The following is a 16,731-nucleotide window of genomic DNA, read 5'->3' as shown; positions in this document are numbered from 1 at the left end:
GAAGCGCAGACATCGCCAATGTCTGCGCCGCCCCTCATCCGCCTGCCGGCGCCTTCTCCCCGTAGAGTGACGGGGAGAAGGAGGCTAGTCGCGACCTCGGCGCCTTTCCTGCCACGTTTGCGATTGGCGAAACCGTCGATGAGAGCGCCCCTCTCCCCGTCACGATACGGGGAGAGGATGCCGGCAGGCAGGTGAGGGGCGGCGCGGCGCTCGGGGAAAGTCGCCTTGCCCTTATGAAGATTCAATTGGAGCCGACATGACACCGACCGAATTCATCGAGAAGCTTCATGCCAGGGACGTGGCCCTGCTTGGCGGCCGCCTGCTCCTGTCCCTCATCTTCGTGCATGAGGGGCTGCAGCTCGCGACCCATTTCGAAGGCGCTGAGAAAGCGATGGCCGCACTGGGCATCGGCGCGCCGCTGCTCGTTGCCACCATCGCGCTGCAGCTCGGCGCCGGCCTGTCGGTCGCGCTCGGCATCCTGGCGCGGCTCGGCGCGGTTGGGCTCGGCCTGTTCTGCCTGATGACGGCCAGCCTCTTCCACACCAACTTCGCCAGCCAGAACGAATTGCTGCATTTCGAGAAGGATCTCGCGATCGCTGGCGGCATGTTCATCCTGGCGCTCAGCGGCTCCGGCAGGTTTTCACTGAATAGAGCGCTGGGGCGATTCGTAAAGAGCAGGGCCGGCGAAGGCGCCAAGGTCGAAGCCATCGAGCCACATCCTTCAGTCGGCGAGACGAGCCTGCCGGTTTGAGGGGCGCCACTCACAGCACGCTGGTGATCCCGCCATCCACCAGCAGCGTCTGTCCGGTAACGAAGCTCGCGGCGTCCGAGGCCAGGAATACCGCGGCGCCGGCGAGCTCCTCGACATCGCCCCAGCGACGCATTGGGGTGCGGCCGGTCAGCCAGCCAGAGAATGTCTCATCGGCGACGAGGGCCGCGTTGAGCTCGGTTTTGAAGTAGCCGGGCGCGATCGCGTTGACACGCACGCCGTGCTGGCCCCATTCGCCGGCCATCGACTTGGTCAGCATGGTGATCGCGCCCTTGCTCGCCGCGTAGGGCGCGATCGAGGGGCGGGCGAGCACGCTCTGCACCGAGGAGACGTTGATGATGACGCCCTTGCGGCGCTCAATCATGCCCCTCACCACCGCCCGGCTCACCTTGAACACGCCGTCGAGGTTCGTGGCCATCAGCGCGTCCCAGTCGGCGTCGCTGAACGTCTCCAGCGGCGCGCGGCGCTGGACGCCGGCATTGTTGACCAGGATGTCGATCGGGCCGGTGCCGGCTTCCGCCGCCGCGACCGCGCTGTCGACCGACTGCGTGTCGGTGACGTCGATCATCGACTCTGCGATTGCGTAACCCTCGGCGCGCAGGCGGTCGCCGGCGGCCCTCAGCTCTTCGGCCTTGCGGCCGCCGAGCGTGACCCGCGCGCCGGCGCCGGCAAGCGCCTCGGCGAAGGCGAGCCCCAGCCCGCGGCTGGCGCCGGTGATGAAGGCATGCCTGCCCTCGAGGCTGAACAGGCGGCCGAGATAGTCAGTCGAACGCAATTTGCACCTTCATCGATTTGTCGCCGGCAAGCGCGCCGGCCAGCGCCAACGTGCCGCGCGGCTCGATGAAGCGCAAGGTGCTCCTCCATGGGTCGCGCCGGCGGAGTGAGAGTGTTCATGTCCCCGCGATGCGCCGGTGCACGCGGCCCAGGCTTTCCGCGAAGGTATCGAACAGCCCGCGCTCGGTAAGCTCCCGAAGCACCTGCTCGTTGATGCCGCCGCGCGTCGCGTAGTCCTGCGAGAGATGCATGAAACCTTCGTCCGGCGCGGTATCGGGCGCGTTGGCCAGCGCCTTGTAGATGCTGGTGATGTAGTCGCGTGCCTTGTCGTTGGAAACACCCTGGCTGCGCACCCAGCTGTGGATCGTGTCCAGATATTTGAAATAGCTGGCGTAGGTCGCAGTGACGACCGTCAGCGCGTCGAACTCGCTTTGACCTTCGACCTCGATGACGCCGCCCAGCCTGGCGAAGAACGCCGCCACGATCGGATCCGGCGGGCAGATGATGGTCGAGCCCTGCAGGCGGGCGATCATCGGCATCGGTAGGGCCTTGCTGACATGCGTTGCGGGCCAGACGAGCGCGGCGATCTCCTCGCGCGACACGGTGGCGATCAGGCTGACGACGTGATGGTCCTTCCGGAACCGCAATTCCCGCAGCACCTCGCGCGCGATCTGCGGACGCACCGCCAACATGACGGTGTCGCATTGGTCGAGCACGGCTTGGTTGTCGGCGGCAATGAACACATCCGCAAAACGCGCAGCGAGGTCGGCGGCGACCGCCTCGTTGCGCGGCGAGACCACGACCGCCGTCTGTTCGCCAGGCAGCGATTTCAATCCGGTGACGATGGCCGAGCTCAGCGCGCCTGTGCCGATAAAGCCGAGTTTCATTGACCTCTCCGAAAATGGCGGTTCAAGGAAGATCCTCTCGCTCTAGGCCAGGGCGCAACAAACTGGCAAGATGGCCTATGTTTCTGCCAACCGCGATTTGGGGGCGACGGTTACGCAATGACTTTGCTTCAATTCGCAGTCACCGGCGAACAAATCTCAAACGAAGAGACGGAAGAGGTCATCCGCGAGGCGGAACCGCATCGCAGTTTGGTACGCTATCGCCCCGATGGTGGCGAGCTGTTCATTCATACGCGGATGAATATGGCGCTTCTGCGGGCCGCCGCTTCGCTGCCGATCCTGCTCCTGAAGATCACCCCGCGCGCAAACGAATTGACGCCGCGCGATGCTCTGCTGACGCCGAAGGGATCGGTTCGGAACTACGCTTTTCTCGAAAGGCTTTGCGAGGATCTGGCCACTGCAAGTTGCCCAGCCTGCTATATCGCAGAGCAGCACGGTGAGGGGCGCAGGGATTTCTACTTTACGACCGAAGACGTCGCCGGTTTCGAGCGGATAGCCTGCACCGCCGCCGAGGCATTGGTCTTTCCGATCGCCCTCGAGCAGCATTCGCTTGCGCAGATGGCGCCGCTCATTCTTCCTGCCGAGGCGATTGGCGATCTCAACCTGGAAATCGCCCCGGAGGCCCGTATTCGCCCGACGCGCTTCGAGTTCTGGGGCGCGGAGCCTGCACTGAAAAAGCTGTGCGCCGAGCTCGAAAAGCGCGGCTATCGCTTCCTCAGCTTCGAGGCGTTCTCCCGTGAATTGCGGATGACAAAAAACGTGCCAATCGACGGAGAAGGGTTTGGAGTGGTGTTGAGGGAGATCGTACCTTTGGCGCGGTCGCTGCAATGCAGCTATTGCGGCACCGAGACCGTCGAAGGGCGGGACCAGTTCCTGCTCGCCCGCCCTCTGCCGGAACGCTACACCGGCGCGTCGCGAGGCGGCTTTTTTAATCGCATCTTCGGTCGCTCGTAGGTGCTGCCGGGTGCCCGGCAGCACCTATCTCCGTGCCGGTCTCAGCGCTTCGGGCCGAAACCGGGGTAGGGGCTGAGCGGCACGATTGCGGCGATGTCCATCATGCCGGCCCCGACCAGCGGCAGGGTGGCGAGATGCCCGCGCACCTCTTTGTCGTCGGTTGCCTCGAACATCATGCCGCTGCCGGGGACGTCGCCTCGGTTCCAGACCTGGCGCACGGCGCCTTGCGCGTAGAGCGTGCGCCGCTGCTCGGCTTCGCCTGGCAGCAGCGGCGCGAAATCGGCGTCGCTGAACTTTTCGGTGTTGCGGGTGAGAAGGGCAAAGAACTGCATGGCGGTCTCCTTTGTGGCCTGTTGATGCCTGAGATATCGCGCCGGCTGGTCAGACTGTCCAAGACTGATTAGGCTAAAGTTCAGACCTTTAAGGACTTCATAGAGGCAAGAAATGCTCGACCTGCGGCAGATAAGATATTTCGTCGCCGTCGCCGAGGCCGGCAATGTCGGCCGCGCCGCCGAGCAGCTGCACATCTCGCAATCGCCCTTGAGCCGGCAGATCATGCAGCTCGAGGAGCAGTTGGGTGTCTCGCTCTTCGAGCGGGCGAAGCAGCGCATCCATCTCAACGCCGAGGGCAGGGCCTTCCTTGCCGAGGCCCGCGCGCTGCTCGCCAATGCCGCGCGGCTGGAGGAGCTTGGGCGCAACCTGGCCAGCGGCGCCGCCGGCAGCCTCGCCATCGGCTATGTCGAGGGCGCGGTACATGCCGGGCTGATCGCCGTCATGCTCAGGGAATTCCGCCGCGAGCGGCCGGATTTCCATCTGCAGCTTAGGAGCCGGCGCACAGCGGCGCAATTCGAGGATTTGCGGCAGCGCGTACTCGATCTCGGCTTCGTCTATGCGTCGGCGCCGAAGGGCGATCCGGACCTGGACAGCATGCTGGTGCGGCGCGAGCCGCTGGTCTTGGCGATCCCCGAGGGCGATCCGCTTGCCGGTGTCGCCGACATCCAGCCCGGCCATCTTGACGGCCGCGTCTGGATCACCGTGGTGCGCCAGCCCGACGACACCAACCGCGCGCAGTTCCTGGCGGCTTGCGTCGAGGCCGGCTTCGTTCCCGACATCGCCTATGAGACGGCCGATCCCTTGACCTCGCTCGGCCTGGTCAGCGCCGGCCTCGGCCTCGCGACGGTGCAGCAGAGCCTGGAAAGCGCCGCGCCGCCGGGCATCGTTTTCCGCGATATGCCCTGGTTCAAGCGTAGTGTTGAGATCCATCTCGCCTGGCGGCGCAATGACCGGAGGGCGGTGATTGGGGATTTGAGGAAGGCAGTGAGTAGTGAGTAGTGGACAGATATCGGTCCGCGCGATCCAGCGCTTCACTATTCACTATTCACTATTCACTACTCACTCACATCTTATCTATCACCGCCTGCACACCCTCCGTCGGCGCATCCACCGACGAGCCCGCCACCATGATGGCAGCGACGATTGCCTCGGGGTCGTTGACCACCAGCGGCTTCACTCTATGTGCGGTGTGGATGAAGCCTTCGTCCGACATGTGCTCGATCAGCACCAGCATCGGATCCCAGAAACCTTTGATGTTGGCGAAGACGATCGGTTTGCGATGGTGGCCGAGCTGCGCCCAAGTCATGATCTCGACGATCTCCTCGACCGTGCCGATGCCGCCAGGCAGGGCCACAAAGGCGTCGGATTTCTCGAACATCCTGTGCTTGCGCTCGTGCATGTTGTCGGTGATCAACAGCTCGTCGAGCTTGTCGAGAGCGCTCTCGGTCGCTTCCCGATTGATCAGGAAGCGCGGGATGATGCCGGTCACCTTGCCGCCGGCCTTGAGCGCGCCTTCGGCGACAGCGCCCATGATCCCCTTGGTGCCGCCGCCATATATCAGGCGCAGACCGGATTTCGCCAGCGAGCGGCCGAGCAGGTGTCCGGCCTTGATATAGGCCTCGTCGCGGCCCGGAGACGAGCCGCAATAGACGCAGACGGATCGAATCGTGTTCATGGCGATGATTGGTGATAGGGACGGTCTGCGCGGTCAAGCCCAAGGGCGGGCTTTTTCTTGTCGGACTCGGCAAAACACGCTAGACCGGCGTTAGGTGGCTAAGGGGGCACTAAAAGATTATGGCTATCAATCCTTCCAAGGCGTTTTTGTTCGCGGCGGGCGGCTTTGCCGTCGTCGCGGCGGTCGCCTACGGGTCGGGCGCGCTCGACCCTTACGTCAACGACCAGAAACCGGCGCAGGTCGCTGCACTTCCGCAAGCCGACACGAAGCCGGCTGAATCCTCGAGCACATCCACCGAGGCGCGCTTGCCGCAGACGCAAGCCCCGGCCGACACGATGGCGCCCGCGAACAACACGATGGCGCCGGCCAATAAGATGGCGCCCGCCAACAACGCGATGGCACCGGCCAACAAGGCGACGGCCCCCGCGGCATCCGCGCCGGCCGCTCAGGCGCCCGCCGCCGGTCCGGTATTGCCGACCTTCGATGTCGTGCGCGTCGAAGGCAACGGGTCGATCGTCGTCGCCGGCAGTGCCGCGCCCAACGCCAAGGTCGAGATCTTGAACGGCGGCACGGTGCTCGGCTCGACCGATGCCGGTCCCGACGGCGCCTTCGCCATCGTGCTCGACGATCCGCTGAAGCCCGGCGACTACACGATCACGCTGCGCGCCACCGCCGACGGCGTCGCGGTCGCCTCGGCGCAGACCGCCGTCGTCTCGGTGCCGCAGAGCCCGACCGGCCAGGTGCTGGCGATGGTCGAGGAGCCGGGCAAGCCGTCCGAATTGCTCACCGTGCCGCAGCCCGAAGCCAAGCCGGCCGCACCGGCCGCCGCTGACCAGCCTGCCGCTCAGACGCCGGCCGCAACCGCCCCGGCGACGTCCAAAACCGAGGCGGCGCCCGCAGTGACTGCTCCGGCCGCCGGCGACCAGGCTGCCGCCCCCGCAACGCCGGCACCCGCCGGCGCAGGCGAGCCCAAGATCGCCGTCGAGGCGGTCGAGATCGACGGCAGCAAGATCTTCGTCGCCGGCACCGCCGATCCCGGCCGCAAGGTGCGCGCCTATGCCGACGACATCCTGCTCGGCGAGGCCAAGACTTCGCCCGACGGGCATTTCCTGATCGAGGCGAAACGCGACATCCCTGTCGGCAATTACACCATCCATGTCGACGGCCTTGCCGACGACGGCGTGAAGGTCGTCGCCCGCGCCGCCGTGCCGTTCGAACGCGAGCCCGGCGAGTCGATCGCCGCCGTCGCGCCGAACGAGACCAAACCGGCTGGAACCAAGCTCACGCAGGTCCAGGGTGCCGGGTCTCTGGCCGGGCAGGCCAAGCCCGCCGAGAGTGCGGCACCCTCCGCAACCGCGGAAGCGGCGAAGCCCGCGACGACGCCGGCCGCCGAGGCGCCGGCCAATGTCGCGGAAGCGAAGCCATCAGCCGATGTGCCGGAGACGGTCGCACCGAAGCTCGAACATACCGAAGGCTCGGTCATCATCCGCCGCAAGGATACGCTCTGGCGCATCTCACGCCGGGTCTATGGCCATGGCACTCGCTTCTCGACCATCTATCTCGCCAACCAGGACCAGATCCGCGATCCGAACCGCATCTGGCCCGGCCAGGTCTTCAAGGTTCCCGGCAAGTCGAAGGAAGGCGAGCCGGCCGACATGAAGGCCATGGGCGACCAGATGACTACGCCGAAAGCGGAGTAGGAGCGAGGCGGTTGAGCGCGTAGTCTCCCCCCTCGAGGGCCTCGAGGGGGAGATGGCCGGCAGACCAGAGGGGGTCGCTGCGCGTGAAGCGCCGACCTCCTGCGCGACGAAGAGGGCGTTGGCGATTCACGCGAGACGACCCCTCTGTCGCCTTCGGCGACATCTCCCCTCTCGAGGGGGGAGATTATCCGTGCTACCCATCCGCCTAGCTTGCCCTCTCAACCTTCATCGTCTATCGCCGATGGACGATGACCGAATCCCCATCCGACAACCGCGCTCCCGACAGCCGCGCCATCGCCGCGCGGTTTGCCGCACTTTCGCATCCGGCGCGCATCGAGATCCTGAAGCACCTCTCGGCGAGCCGCTGTTGTTCCTGCCGTGAGGTCGTCGACCATTTCGACCTGGCGCAATCCACCGTTTCGCAGCATCTGAAAATCCTGGTCGAGGCCGGGCTGGTCCGCTTCGAGCCCGACCGGCAGCGCTCGCGCTATGCGGTCGACCATGCAGCGCTGGCCGGCGTGTCCGCCTCGCTCGCCGCGCTCGTCAACTCCTGCTGCCGCTGACCCTCTCACCCAAAAGGCAAGAATAGTGGCCGACAAGACCGTCTCCGCCGAATCCGGCACCCTCACCACACTGCGCAACCTGTGGCCCTATATGTGGCCGGCCGACCGCGCCGACTTAAGAGCCCGCGTCACCTGGGCGACGCTTCTCCTGGTCATTGCCAAGGTTACGCTGGTCGCCGGTCCCTATTTCTTCAAATGGGCGACCGATGCTCTGGCCCACGGCTCGAAGAGGCCGCCGCCGCTGCCCGCCTTCATGCTCGCGCCGGTGATGCTGGTCATCGCCTACAACGTGCTGAGGCTTGTGCAGCTCGGCTTCAACCAGCTGCGCGATGCGCTGTTTGCCCGCGTCGGGCAATATGCGGTGCGCCAGCTCGCCTTCCGCACCTTCGTCCACATGCACCAGCTGTCGCTGCGCTTCCATCTCGAGCGCCGCACCGGCGGCCTGTCGCGCATCATCGAGCGCGGCACCAAGGGCATCGAGACGATCGTGCGCTTCGTCATGCTGAACACGGCGCCGACCATCCTCGAATTCGCGCTGACCGCCGGCATCTTCGCCTACACCTATGGCTGGAAATACGTGGCCGTGGTGGCGATCACCGTGTGGATCTATGTCTGGTTCACGGTCAAGGCCAGCGACTGGCGCATCTCGATCCGCCGCGACATGAACGACAGCGACACCGACGCCAACACCAAGGCGATCGACTCGCTTCTGAACTTCGAGACGGTCAAATATTTCACCAATGAGCTCATGGAGGCCGAGCGCTTCGACCGCTCGATGGCGCGTTACGAGATCGCCGCGACGAAAACCTGGACCTCGCTCGGCTGGCTGAACTTCGGCCAGGGCTTCGTCTTCGGTCTCGGCACCGTCATCGTCATGTGCATGTCGGCGCTGGAGGTGCAGGCGGGCACGCAGTCGGTCGGCGATTTCGTCTTCATCAACGCCATGCTGATGCAGCTTTCCGTGCCGCTCAACTTCATCGGCTTCATCTACCGCGAGATCCGCCAAGGCCTGACCGATATCGAGCACATGTTTGACCTGCTCGACGTGCCGCAGGAGATCGTCGACAAGCCCGACGCGAAGCCGCTGAAGGTCGGCCCCGGCAAGGTCGAGTTCCGCGACGTGCATTTCTCCTATGATCCGAACCGCAAGATCCTGAAAGGGGTCTCCTTCGAGGTGCCGGCCGGCAAGACGGTGGCGATCGTCGGCCCCTCCGGCGCCGGCAAGTCGACCATTTCGCGGCTTTTGTTCCGCTTCTACGACGTGCAAGGCGGCCAGGTGCTGATCGATGGCCAGGACATCCGCGATGTCACGCAGGCGAGCCTGCGCGCCGTGCTCGGCATGGTGCCGCAGGACACGGTGCTCTTCAACGATACCATCGCCTACAACATCCGCTATGGCCGCGTCGGCGCCAGCGAGGAGGAGGTGCGCAAGGCGGCCGAGCTCGCCCAGATCGGGCCGTTCATCGCCAAGCTTCCCGAGGGCTACCGCTCGATGGTCGGCGAGCGCGGGCTGAAACTGTCGGGCGGCGAGAAGCAGCGCGTGGCGATCGCCCGCACCATCCTCAAAGCGCCGCCGATCCTGATGCTCGACGAGGCGACCTCGGCGCTGGACACCCAGACCGAGCAGGAGATCCAGGCCGCGCTCGACGTCGTCAGCAAGGGCCGCACCACCATTGTCATCGCCCACCGGCTGTCGACGGTGATCTCGGCCGACGAGATCATCGTGCTCAAGGACGGCCAGATCGCCGAGCGCGGCACGCATGCCGCGCTCTTGCGCAAGCAGGGCCTCTACGCCTCGATGTGGGACCGCCAGCGCGAAGCGACCGAAGCCGAGGAGCGGCTGCGCATCGCCCGCGAGGCCGACGAGCTTGGTGTGATTGTGAGGAGAAGGACGTCCGAGGTGAGCTAGCGCCTCTTCCTTCTCCCCTTGTGGGAGAAGGTGGCCTCGCGAAGCGAGGTCGGATGAGGGGTGCTCCAGCTTGGCGATACGTTGGAAATCGCCGCAGCCTCATTCCTTCCAACACCCCTCATCCGTCTCGGCGCTGCGCGCCGATCCACCTTCTCCCACAAGGGGAGAAGGGAAGGCCGGCGCAAATTTCCCCTTGACCTCAACCTAGCTTGAGCTTGCAAACCGTCTCCGAGCCCCTGCGAAGCAAACCTTCCAAGAACGGAGACAGATCGAAATGAGCAAGATAAATCAACGCGATGGCAGCGTCTTCCGGGTCGACAAGTTCGTCGTCCCGGCGGCAGCGCGCGACGAGATCCTCGGCAAGGTCAGGATGACGCATGAACTGCTGCGCCAGCAGGACGGCTTCGTGCAGGATTTCCTGCTCGAGCAGTTCTCCGGCCCGGGCGAGTTCAACATCGTCACCATGGTCGAGTGGGAAAGCCAGGCGGCAGTCGACAAGGTGGTGCCGATCGTCAAGGCAGCCCACGAGCGCATCGCCTTCAACCCTCAGGAAACGATCGCCCGCCTCGGCGTCAAGGCCGACATCGCCAACTATCAGCGCCTGCCGGAATTGTAGGACGGCCATCCCGCCCCAGGCGAGGAAACAGCGGCGCTCAGCACCTGACCGGTGCGGGCGTCGCTCACCATGTTCTCGAAACCGCGCCATTCGGCGGCGGCGATGAACAGCGTTCTGCCACCGGCTCCGCCCAGCATGCAGGCAAAGCAGCCGCGGTCGGCCTCGACCCGGTCGAGCTTCGCGCCGCCCTCGCGCACCTTGACGCAATGCCGATTGGGCACGTCGGCATACCAGACGCAGCCTTCGGCATCGATGCAGATGCCGTCGGGATAATCATTGCCGAGATCGGCCCAGACGCGCCGGTTGGATAGATCGCCGTCATCGCCAATGGCGAAGGCAGTCAGCCGCCTGGCGTGGGATTCGGCGACGATCAGCGTCTTGTTGTCCGGCGTCACCGCCATGCCGTTGGCGAAGGCAATATTCTCGGCGACCTGCCGGACCGCGCCGTCCTGCATGATCAGCACGATGGTGCCCGGTCCGAAATGCTCGCCCGGTGCAGGGGCTGGCCCGCCACCGTTGACATAGACATTGCCGCGACCATCGACGACGATCTCGTTCCACGGGTTTTTCGACAGCTGCCTGAGATCGGCATGGGTCACGAGCGTTCCGTCTGCCTCCTGCCTGAGCAGAACACCCTCCCGTCCGGAGACGACGAGCAGCCGCCCGTCGGGCAGCCAGTCGATCGAATAGGGCAGGACTGTCGGCACAGTCAGCATGACCTCGCTCTTGCCGTCTTCGTCCACGGCGACGATCTCACCGGTACCCCAGTTGCAAAGCCACAGCCGCCCCTCATGCCAGCGCGGAGATTCGCCGAAGGCGAGGCCTTCCACGATGACTTTGGCACTCACTGCGGACGATTTCGGCGATGACATTGGCGGGCTCCCTGGGCGTGTCGTCTAGCCAAGGACGAGTGGAAGGGCCGGGTTCCTACAACAAGGCAGAAGTAAATGGCTACCCGTCGCCACTCTATCCCTCCCCCATTGTTGCGTTGCGGGGAGGGGGGCTTTCGGCTATTGAGGCCGGACCTGAAACAGGGACCGCCCTTGAGCCCTATGACGCTTCTCGATTCGATCAAGAATACGTTCGTTCCGATCCATCGCGAGGGCTATCCCTTCATCGCCGCCTTCGGCGCGGCAACGCTGTTCCTCGGCTATTTCTCCTCGATCCTATTCTGGGTCGGGCTGATCCTCACTGCCTGGTGCATCTATTTCTATCGCGATCCCGAGCGCGTCACGCCGGTCGACGACCGGCTGGTGGTGAGCCCGGCCGATGGCGTGATTTCCGCCGTCGGCCCCGCTGTGCCGCCGCGCGAGCTTGGCCTGGGCGCAGGCGAGATGACCCGCATCTCTGTGTTCATGAATGTCTTTTCCTGCCACATCAACCGCGCGCCTGTGCGCGGCAGGATCACGCGGATCGAGCATCGCCCCGGCAAATTCCTCAACGCCGAGCTCGACAAGGCAAGCTCCGAGAACGAGCGCAACGGCCTGGTCATCGACAGCCCCAACGGCACGATCGCCGCGGTGCAGATCGCCGGCCTGGTGGCGCGCCGTATCGTCTGCTGGGCCGAGGCCGGCGGCTCGATCGGCATCGGCGAGCGTTTTGGGCTGATCCGCTTCGGCTCGCGCGTCGACGTCTTCCTGCCGACGAACGCGGTGCCGCGCGTCGCCGTCGGCCAGACGGCGGTGGGCGGCGAGACGGTGCTTGCGGAGTTCGGCGGCGCGGCCGTCGCCCCGCTGGTCAGGATTTCCTGAGCGGTGGGCGCGCCCTTCAAGAAATTCGAGGCGCACGCCAGCGGCGGCCCACGCATCCGTGAGATCCCGATGCGCATGGTGCTGCCCAATCTGGTCACCGTGCTCGCCATCTGCGCCGGCCTGTCCGGCATCCGCTTCGCCTTCGAGGACCGTTTTGAGCCGGCCGTCGTCATGGTGCTGCTCGCCGCTTTCCTCGACGGCATCGACGGCCGCCTGGCGCGCATGCTGAAGGCGACTTCGAAATTCGGCGCGCAGATGGATTCGCTGGCCGACATCGTCAATTTCGGCGTCGCGCCCGCGCTGGTGCTCTATGCCTTCCTGCTCGACCGGGCCGGCTCGCCGGGCTGGATCGCGGCGCTTCTCTTCACCATCGCCTGCGGCATGCGGCTTGCCCGCTTCAACGTGCTGGCGGACGACACCGACCAGCCCGCCTGGCAGACCGAATATTTCGTCGGCGTCCCGGCCCCTGCCGGCGCGGTTCTCGTCATGCTGCCGCTCTATCTCTATTTCCTGCGACTCGGGCTCGAGCCGAGCCGGCCCGCGGCCTTCGTCGCCACCGGCTTCACCGTGTTGGTTGCCTTCCTCCTGGTCAGCCGGCTTCCGGTCTATTCGGGCAAGAGCGTCAAGGTGCCGGGCGACAGGGTGCTGCCGGTCATCCTGGGCGTCGTGCTCTACATCCTGCTGTTGATGACCTATCCCTGGTACACGCTGACGGCCTCGGTCGCGGGCTATCTCCTCTTCCTGCCGTTCTCGGTTCGCGCCTATTCGAAGCGGGCCATGCGCGAAGGCGAGAAGGTGCCGCCTTCGGATATTGGGTAAGGCCGCAATCTCCCCCCTCGAGGGGGGAGATTACGCCGCAGCATCCAGCCCCAACCTGTCGATCGCCAGCTTCCGCGCCGACACGTAATCCGTCTTGCCGGAACCCAGCACGGGGATCTCTTCCACCTTGATGATGTCGTTCGGCACCATCAGCTCCGCCGCGCCCGCCTTCTTGCCGAACTGGCGCAGTTCCTCGGCATTGGCGTCGTCGGCGGTGGTGACCAGCACGATGCGCTCGCCGCGCCTCTTGTCGGGCACCGCCACCGCAGCGTGGCGTTCTTCCGGCCACAGCGACTGCACCAGCATCTCGACCGCGCCCAGCGACACCATCTCGCCGGCGATCTTGGCGAAGCGTTTTGCCCGTCCGCGGATGGTGATGAAGCCGTCGCGGTCGACCGAGACGATGTCGCCAGTGTCGTGCCAGCCTTCGAGCGGCTGCAATTCGCCCGGACGGTCGGCTGTCATGTAGCCCATCATCATGTTCGGCCCGTCGAGCCACAGCCGGCCGGCATCGGTGATGCCCTCGACCGGCTCGAGCTTCATGCGGATCGCAGGCAGCAGCCGGCCGACCGTGCCGTCGCGGTTGTGGATGGCGGTGTTGACGGCAACGACGGGCGCCGCCTCGGTCAGCCCGAACCCTTCGATGATCGATGCCTGGAAGCGGTCGCGGTAGACGCGGCGCGTCTCCGGCTTCACCGCCTCGGCGCCGGCCACCACGAAGCGCAGGCTGGAGAAGTCGCCGTCCTTGGCGGTGCGGGCATAGTTGGCAAGGAAAGTGTCGGTGCCGAACATGACCGTCGGCTTCACCTTGCGGGCGATCTCCGGAATGATCTTGTAGTGCAGCGGCGAGGGGTAGAGGAACAGTTTCACGCCTGTCACCAGCGGCAGGATGGTGCCGCCGGTCAGCCCGAAGGAGTGGAACACCGGCAGCACGTTGAGCAGGATGTCGGCCGGCGAGATCGTGACGCGCGCCTCGGCTTGCATGGCGTTGGCGTAAAGGTTGCGATGCGACAGCACCACCGCTTTCGGTGTGCCTTCCGAGCCCGAGGTGAACAGGATCACCGCCGGCTTGTCCGCCTGCTGCCGCTGCAGCGGCAAGCGCCAGAACAGCGCCGCCGCGACCTTGTCCAACGTCGTCACGCTCTCGCGCACGTCCTCGAGCCAAAGCATCTTCGCCCCGCCCGCCTCGACGGCGGCGACGATGTCGTCGATGCCGGCCTTCTCGATGAACGCGCGGGACGAGACCACGGTACGGATCACTGCGGTGCGGATCGCCGCCGTCACGCTCGCCGGGCCGGCCGTGTAGTTGACCATCGCGGCGACCCTGGCCGCCGAAATCAGCCCGACGAAGGACAGGACAACGCCGTTGGCGTTGGGCAGAAGCAGCCCGACCGCCTCGCCGGGCGCCGTCACCGCCTCGAAGCGGCGGCCGAGCACGCGCGCGCCGATGAACATCTTACGATAGGAGAGCGCGCCCGAGATCACGTCCTCGATGATCGGATGCGAGGCGCCGACCCGGTCCGCCGCATCGCGCATCGCCAGGAACAGGCCGCGATCGAGATTGCTTCCATAGAGCCGCGCTTCGGCGAAGCGATCGAACAGCGCGTTGGTGTTGGAGGCCTGATCAGGATTGCGCGCCGCCAGTTCGGCGATCGTCATCGGCTCCAGCACGCTGAGCGACAGGCGCGGGAACCAGTTGCGCGGCGCCTTGTCGGCCGGCGTCAGCGACACCGGCAGGTCGCGCGCGCCGGCGACGAAGATCGGCACGATGCGCGCGTCGGCCTGCATGGCGATGCGGGTGATGGCGCGGAACAGCCGGAACGACTTGACGTCGGGCTCGACCGTGTCGGGCAGGTAGACGGCAAGCCGGCCCTTGCCTTTCAGCACGCGCACCAGACGGCGGCTGACGAAGACATGCTCGGCATTGAAAGCAATGGTGCGGCCAAGCTCGCGCCACGGCTCCAGCCAGGGCGAGCGCGCGGAGGCCTCGTCCAGGATGTGCAGCGTGTCGTCCGGGAGCAGCGACAGCATCAGCGCCGGCTCGATCCGCGACTGGTGCGAGACGACATAGATGACCGGCGTCCGTGCGTTGCGGGCAATGCGGATGCGGTTGTCGGCAACGCGGTAGGCAAGCTTGAACGGCACATAGAGCAGCGCCTGGGTGAAGCGCAGGTCGAGCCGGAATGTTTCGATCACCGCGATCAGCAGCCAGGCAAAGACAAGGCCGGCAAGCAGCGCCAGTGTCAGCATCATGCCGCTCTCTCCCAACGTCCTCCAGGGCGCGGTTCTTGGCGACCGCTTCGGTGGCAGAGGGTAGCGGAAGTGGGGGCGGCGTCAATGTGGGGAGCGCAGGCGCTCTCCTTCTCCCCTTGTGGGAGAAGGTGGATCGGCGCGTAGCGCCGAGACGGATGAGGGGTGTTGGAAGAAATGAGGCGCTGGAAAGTTCAATGCTTTTAGGTATTTAAACCTGCGACGTCTCACTCCGTCCAACACCCCCCATCCGACCGAGCTTCGCTCGGCCACCTTCTCCACAAGGGGGCCCACAAGGGGAGAAGGGAGCGCCGGTGCTACGCCGCCTTCAACCTTCCGCTGATGAACCGGAACTCTTGGCTCTTGCCGCCGAAGCCGTACGCTGCGGCCGGCACCTCATGGACCAGGGCATAGCTTTCCACATGCACGCCGCCGAGCAGGCGGCCGAAGGCTTCGAAGATCGCCTTGAGATAGGCTTCGAATTCGAGCTTGGTGTTGGTGCCGTCGACCACCTTGATGTCGAGCCAGAAGGTGTTCGTCCCGTGCTCGGCCAGCGACTTGCCGCCGGCGAACCAGTGCTGCGGCTCGATATAGCTGACCGCGACCGCGGTGATGGTCGGGTCCTTGCGCAGATGCGTCGCCGTAATCTCAGTGATGTCCTTCGCGATCGTGGCGGAAAGCTTTGCGTCCGGCTTGCCGGTGACGCTGACATTGATGATCGGCATTTTTCTCTCCTTCGTTTGGGCGGCCTCGCGCCCGTCGATGGAAGGACCATGGCATCATCTATGCATCAGAAAAATCGAATTGTTTTTGACAAACAGTTCGATAATGTCGAAGTATGGAAGCGCTCGATCCCGACCTGCTCAGGACCTTCCTCGCCTTCGTCGACGGCGGCTCGCTGGCCAGGGCGGCGTCGGCCATCGGCCGCTCGCCCTCGGCGGTCACCGCGCAGATGCAGCGGTTGGAGGAGATCGTCGGCGAGCCGCTGCTTAGCCCCCAGGGCAGGGGACGCAGCCTGACGCCGGCCGGTGAGGACCTCGTCGGCCATGCGCGGCGTATCCTTGCCGTCCACACCGAGGCCTGGCTGGCCCTGAAAGGGGCGCGCGCCGGCGGCCGCATCGCCATCGGCACCACGCAGGATTTTGCCGATCATGGCCTGCCGGACCTGCTCAGGGCCTTTGCCGGCAGCCATCCGCGTGTGCGGATCGAATTGCGCGTCGGCCGCTCCCTGGAACTCGGGTCCGCGCTGCAGGCAGGCCAACTGGACCTCGCGATCACCATGCGCCATGCCGCATCGCCGGATGAAGCGGCTCTGATCAGCGAGCCGATGCTCTGGCTCTGCTCGGAAAAAGGGTTGGCGACGCGGCAAGAAATGGTGCCGCTGGCGCTGCTCGATCCTTATTGCGGCTTCAGGGAAGCTGCGCTCAATGCGCTCGACGCCGCCGGCCGCCGCTATCGCCTCGCCGCCGGCAGCGCCAGCCTTGCCGGCCTGCGCACCGCGGTCAATGCCGGCATCGCGCTGACGCCGCGAACCCGGCGTTTCGCCCATTCCGGCATCGTCGAGGCGTCTCCCGATCTCGACCTCCCGCCGTTGCCGATAGCCGACTTCGCCATCCGGCTCGGTCGCGAGGCCGGTCGGCCGGCGCGGGATCTGGCTGAGCTTCTCGGCAGCGGCCTGGCGTTGCCGTCCTGAAAGCCGCTACGCACTCTCCC

General features: G+C 65.6%; 17 protein-coding genes. 10 read left to right on the top strand and 7 right to left on the bottom strand.

All coding sequences use genetic code 11. From position 1 onward, the window contains the following. Positions 1–256 precede the first annotated feature (256 nt). Positions 257–751, top strand: coding sequence for a DoxX family protein (locus tag ABID26_RS02135; RefSeq protein ID WP_354413613.1), 495 nt, complete (start codon positions 257–259; stop codon positions 749–751). 10 nt (positions 752–761) lie between these two features. On the opposite strand, the gene ABID26_RS02130 is transcribed toward ABID26_RS02135, so the two are convergent. Both ABID26_RS02130 and ABID26_RS02125 read right to left on the bottom strand, forming a co-directional pair. Next, positions 762–1,544, bottom strand: a complete 783-nt coding sequence (locus ABID26_RS02130) for a glucose 1-dehydrogenase (RefSeq protein WP_292304448.1) — start codon at positions 1,542–1,544, stop codon at positions 762–764. A gap of 115 nt (positions 1,545–1,659) precedes the next feature. Continuing rightward, positions 1,660–2,430: a pyrroline-5-carboxylate reductase gene (locus ABID26_RS02125; protein ID WP_354413611.1), complete on the bottom strand. Its 771-nt coding sequence runs from the start codon at positions 2,428–2,430 to the stop codon at positions 1,660–1,662. 117 nt (positions 2,431–2,547) lie between these two features. Here ABID26_RS02125 and ABID26_RS02120 point away from each other — a divergent pair, with 117 nt between their 5' ends. Then, positions 2,548–3,402 carry a hypothetical protein gene (locus tag ABID26_RS02120; RefSeq protein WP_354413608.1) on the top strand — a complete coding sequence of 285 codons (855 nt, stop codon included), beginning with the start codon at positions 2,548–2,550 and terminating at the stop codon, positions 3,400–3,402. Positions 3,403–3,443: 41 nt separating this feature from the next. Here ABID26_RS02120 and ABID26_RS02115 read toward each other — a convergent pair whose 3' ends face one another. Then, complete coding sequence (locus tag ABID26_RS02115) at positions 3,444–3,734, bottom strand: muconolactone Delta-isomerase family protein (RefSeq protein ID WP_354413606.1); 291 nt, start codon at positions 3,732–3,734, stop codon at positions 3,444–3,446. 112 nt (positions 3,735–3,846) lie between these two features. Between ABID26_RS02115 and ABID26_RS02110 the strand changes: the two genes are divergently transcribed. After that, positions 3,847–4,734 carry a LysR substrate-binding domain-containing protein gene (locus tag ABID26_RS02110; RefSeq protein WP_354413604.1) on the top strand — a complete coding sequence of 296 codons (888 nt, stop codon included), beginning with the start codon at positions 3,847–3,849 and terminating at the stop codon, positions 4,732–4,734. Between the two features lie 64 nt (positions 4,735–4,798). Here ABID26_RS02110 and ABID26_RS02105 read toward each other — a convergent pair whose 3' ends face one another. Next, entirely contained in the window at positions 4,799–5,410 is a 612-nt protein-coding gene (locus tag ABID26_RS02105) for an LOG family protein (protein WP_126101171.1), read from the bottom strand. Positions 5,411–5,529: 119 nt separating this feature from the next. Here ABID26_RS02105 and ABID26_RS02100 point away from each other — a divergent pair, with 119 nt between their 5' ends. The 4 genes from ABID26_RS02100 to ABID26_RS02085 all read left to right on the top strand — a co-directional run bounded on the left by ABID26_RS02100 (position 5,530) and on the right by ABID26_RS02085 (position 10,198). Beyond that, complete coding sequence (locus tag ABID26_RS02100) at positions 5,530–7,110, top strand: LysM peptidoglycan-binding domain-containing protein (protein ID WP_292345792.1); 1,581 nt, start codon at positions 5,530–5,532, stop codon at positions 7,108–7,110. A gap of 248 nt (positions 7,111–7,358) precedes the next feature. Beyond that, on the top strand, positions 7,359–7,673 hold the full coding sequence (locus tag ABID26_RS02095; protein ID WP_292304959.1) for an ArsR/SmtB family transcription factor: 315 nt from the start codon (positions 7,359–7,361) through the stop codon (positions 7,671–7,673). A gap of 25 nt (positions 7,674–7,698) precedes the next feature. Continuing rightward, on the top strand, positions 7,699–9,582 hold the full coding sequence (locus tag ABID26_RS02090; protein WP_292345794.1) for an ABCB family ABC transporter ATP-binding protein/permease: 1,884 nt from the start codon (positions 7,699–7,701) through the stop codon (positions 9,580–9,582). 274 nt (positions 9,583–9,856) lie between these two features. Next, entirely contained in the window at positions 9,857–10,198 is a 342-nt protein-coding gene (locus ABID26_RS02085; protein ID WP_354413600.1) for an antibiotic biosynthesis monooxygenase family protein, read from the top strand. Here ABID26_RS02085 and ABID26_RS02080 read toward each other — a convergent pair. Further along, positions 10,177–11,070, bottom strand: coding sequence for an SMP-30/gluconolactonase/LRE family protein (locus ABID26_RS02080; protein WP_354413597.1), 894 nt, complete (start codon positions 11,068–11,070; stop codon positions 10,177–10,179). The two genes, ABID26_RS02085 and ABID26_RS02080, sit on opposite strands and share 22 nt — an antisense overlap. A gap of 180 nt (positions 11,071–11,250) precedes the next feature. On the opposite strand from ABID26_RS02080, the gene ABID26_RS02075 reads away from it, so the two are divergent. Both ABID26_RS02075 and ABID26_RS02070 read left to right on the top strand, forming a co-directional pair. Then, entirely contained in the window at positions 11,251–11,949 is a 699-nt protein-coding gene (locus tag ABID26_RS02075; RefSeq protein WP_354413594.1) for a phosphatidylserine decarboxylase, read from the top strand. A gap of 3 nt (positions 11,950–11,952) precedes the next feature. Beyond that, positions 11,953–12,768, top strand: a complete 816-nt coding sequence (locus ABID26_RS02070) for a CDP-alcohol phosphatidyltransferase family protein (protein WP_126101164.1) — start codon at positions 11,953–11,955, stop codon at positions 12,766–12,768. A 30-nt stretch (positions 12,769–12,798) separates the two neighbouring features. On the opposite strand, the gene ABID26_RS02065 is transcribed toward ABID26_RS02070, so the two are convergent. Together ABID26_RS02065 and ABID26_RS02060 are read right to left on the bottom strand one after the other, a co-directional pair. Then, a complete protein-coding gene (locus ABID26_RS02065; RefSeq protein ID WP_354413591.1) occupies positions 12,799–15,021 on the bottom strand; it encodes an AMP-binding protein in 2,223 nt (740 codons plus the stop codon). A 314-nt stretch (positions 15,022–15,335) separates the two neighbouring features. Further along, entirely contained in the window at positions 15,336–15,743 is a 408-nt protein-coding gene (locus ABID26_RS02060; protein ID WP_292345800.1) for a tautomerase family protein, read from the bottom strand. Between the two features lie 113 nt (positions 15,744–15,856). On the opposite strand from ABID26_RS02060, the gene ABID26_RS02055 reads away from it, so the two are divergent. Further along, complete coding sequence (locus ABID26_RS02055) at positions 15,857–16,711, top strand: LysR substrate-binding domain-containing protein (protein ID WP_292345802.1); 855 nt, start codon at positions 15,857–15,859, stop codon at positions 16,709–16,711. Positions 16,712–16,731 lie beyond the last annotated feature (20 nt).

Source organism: Mesorhizobium shonense, from assembly GCF_040545255.1.
Taxonomy (GTDB): Bacteria; Pseudomonadota; Alphaproteobacteria; order Rhizobiales; family Rhizobiaceae; genus Mesorhizobium; species Mesorhizobium shonense.
This window is presented reverse-complemented; position numbering and strand designations above follow the sequence as displayed.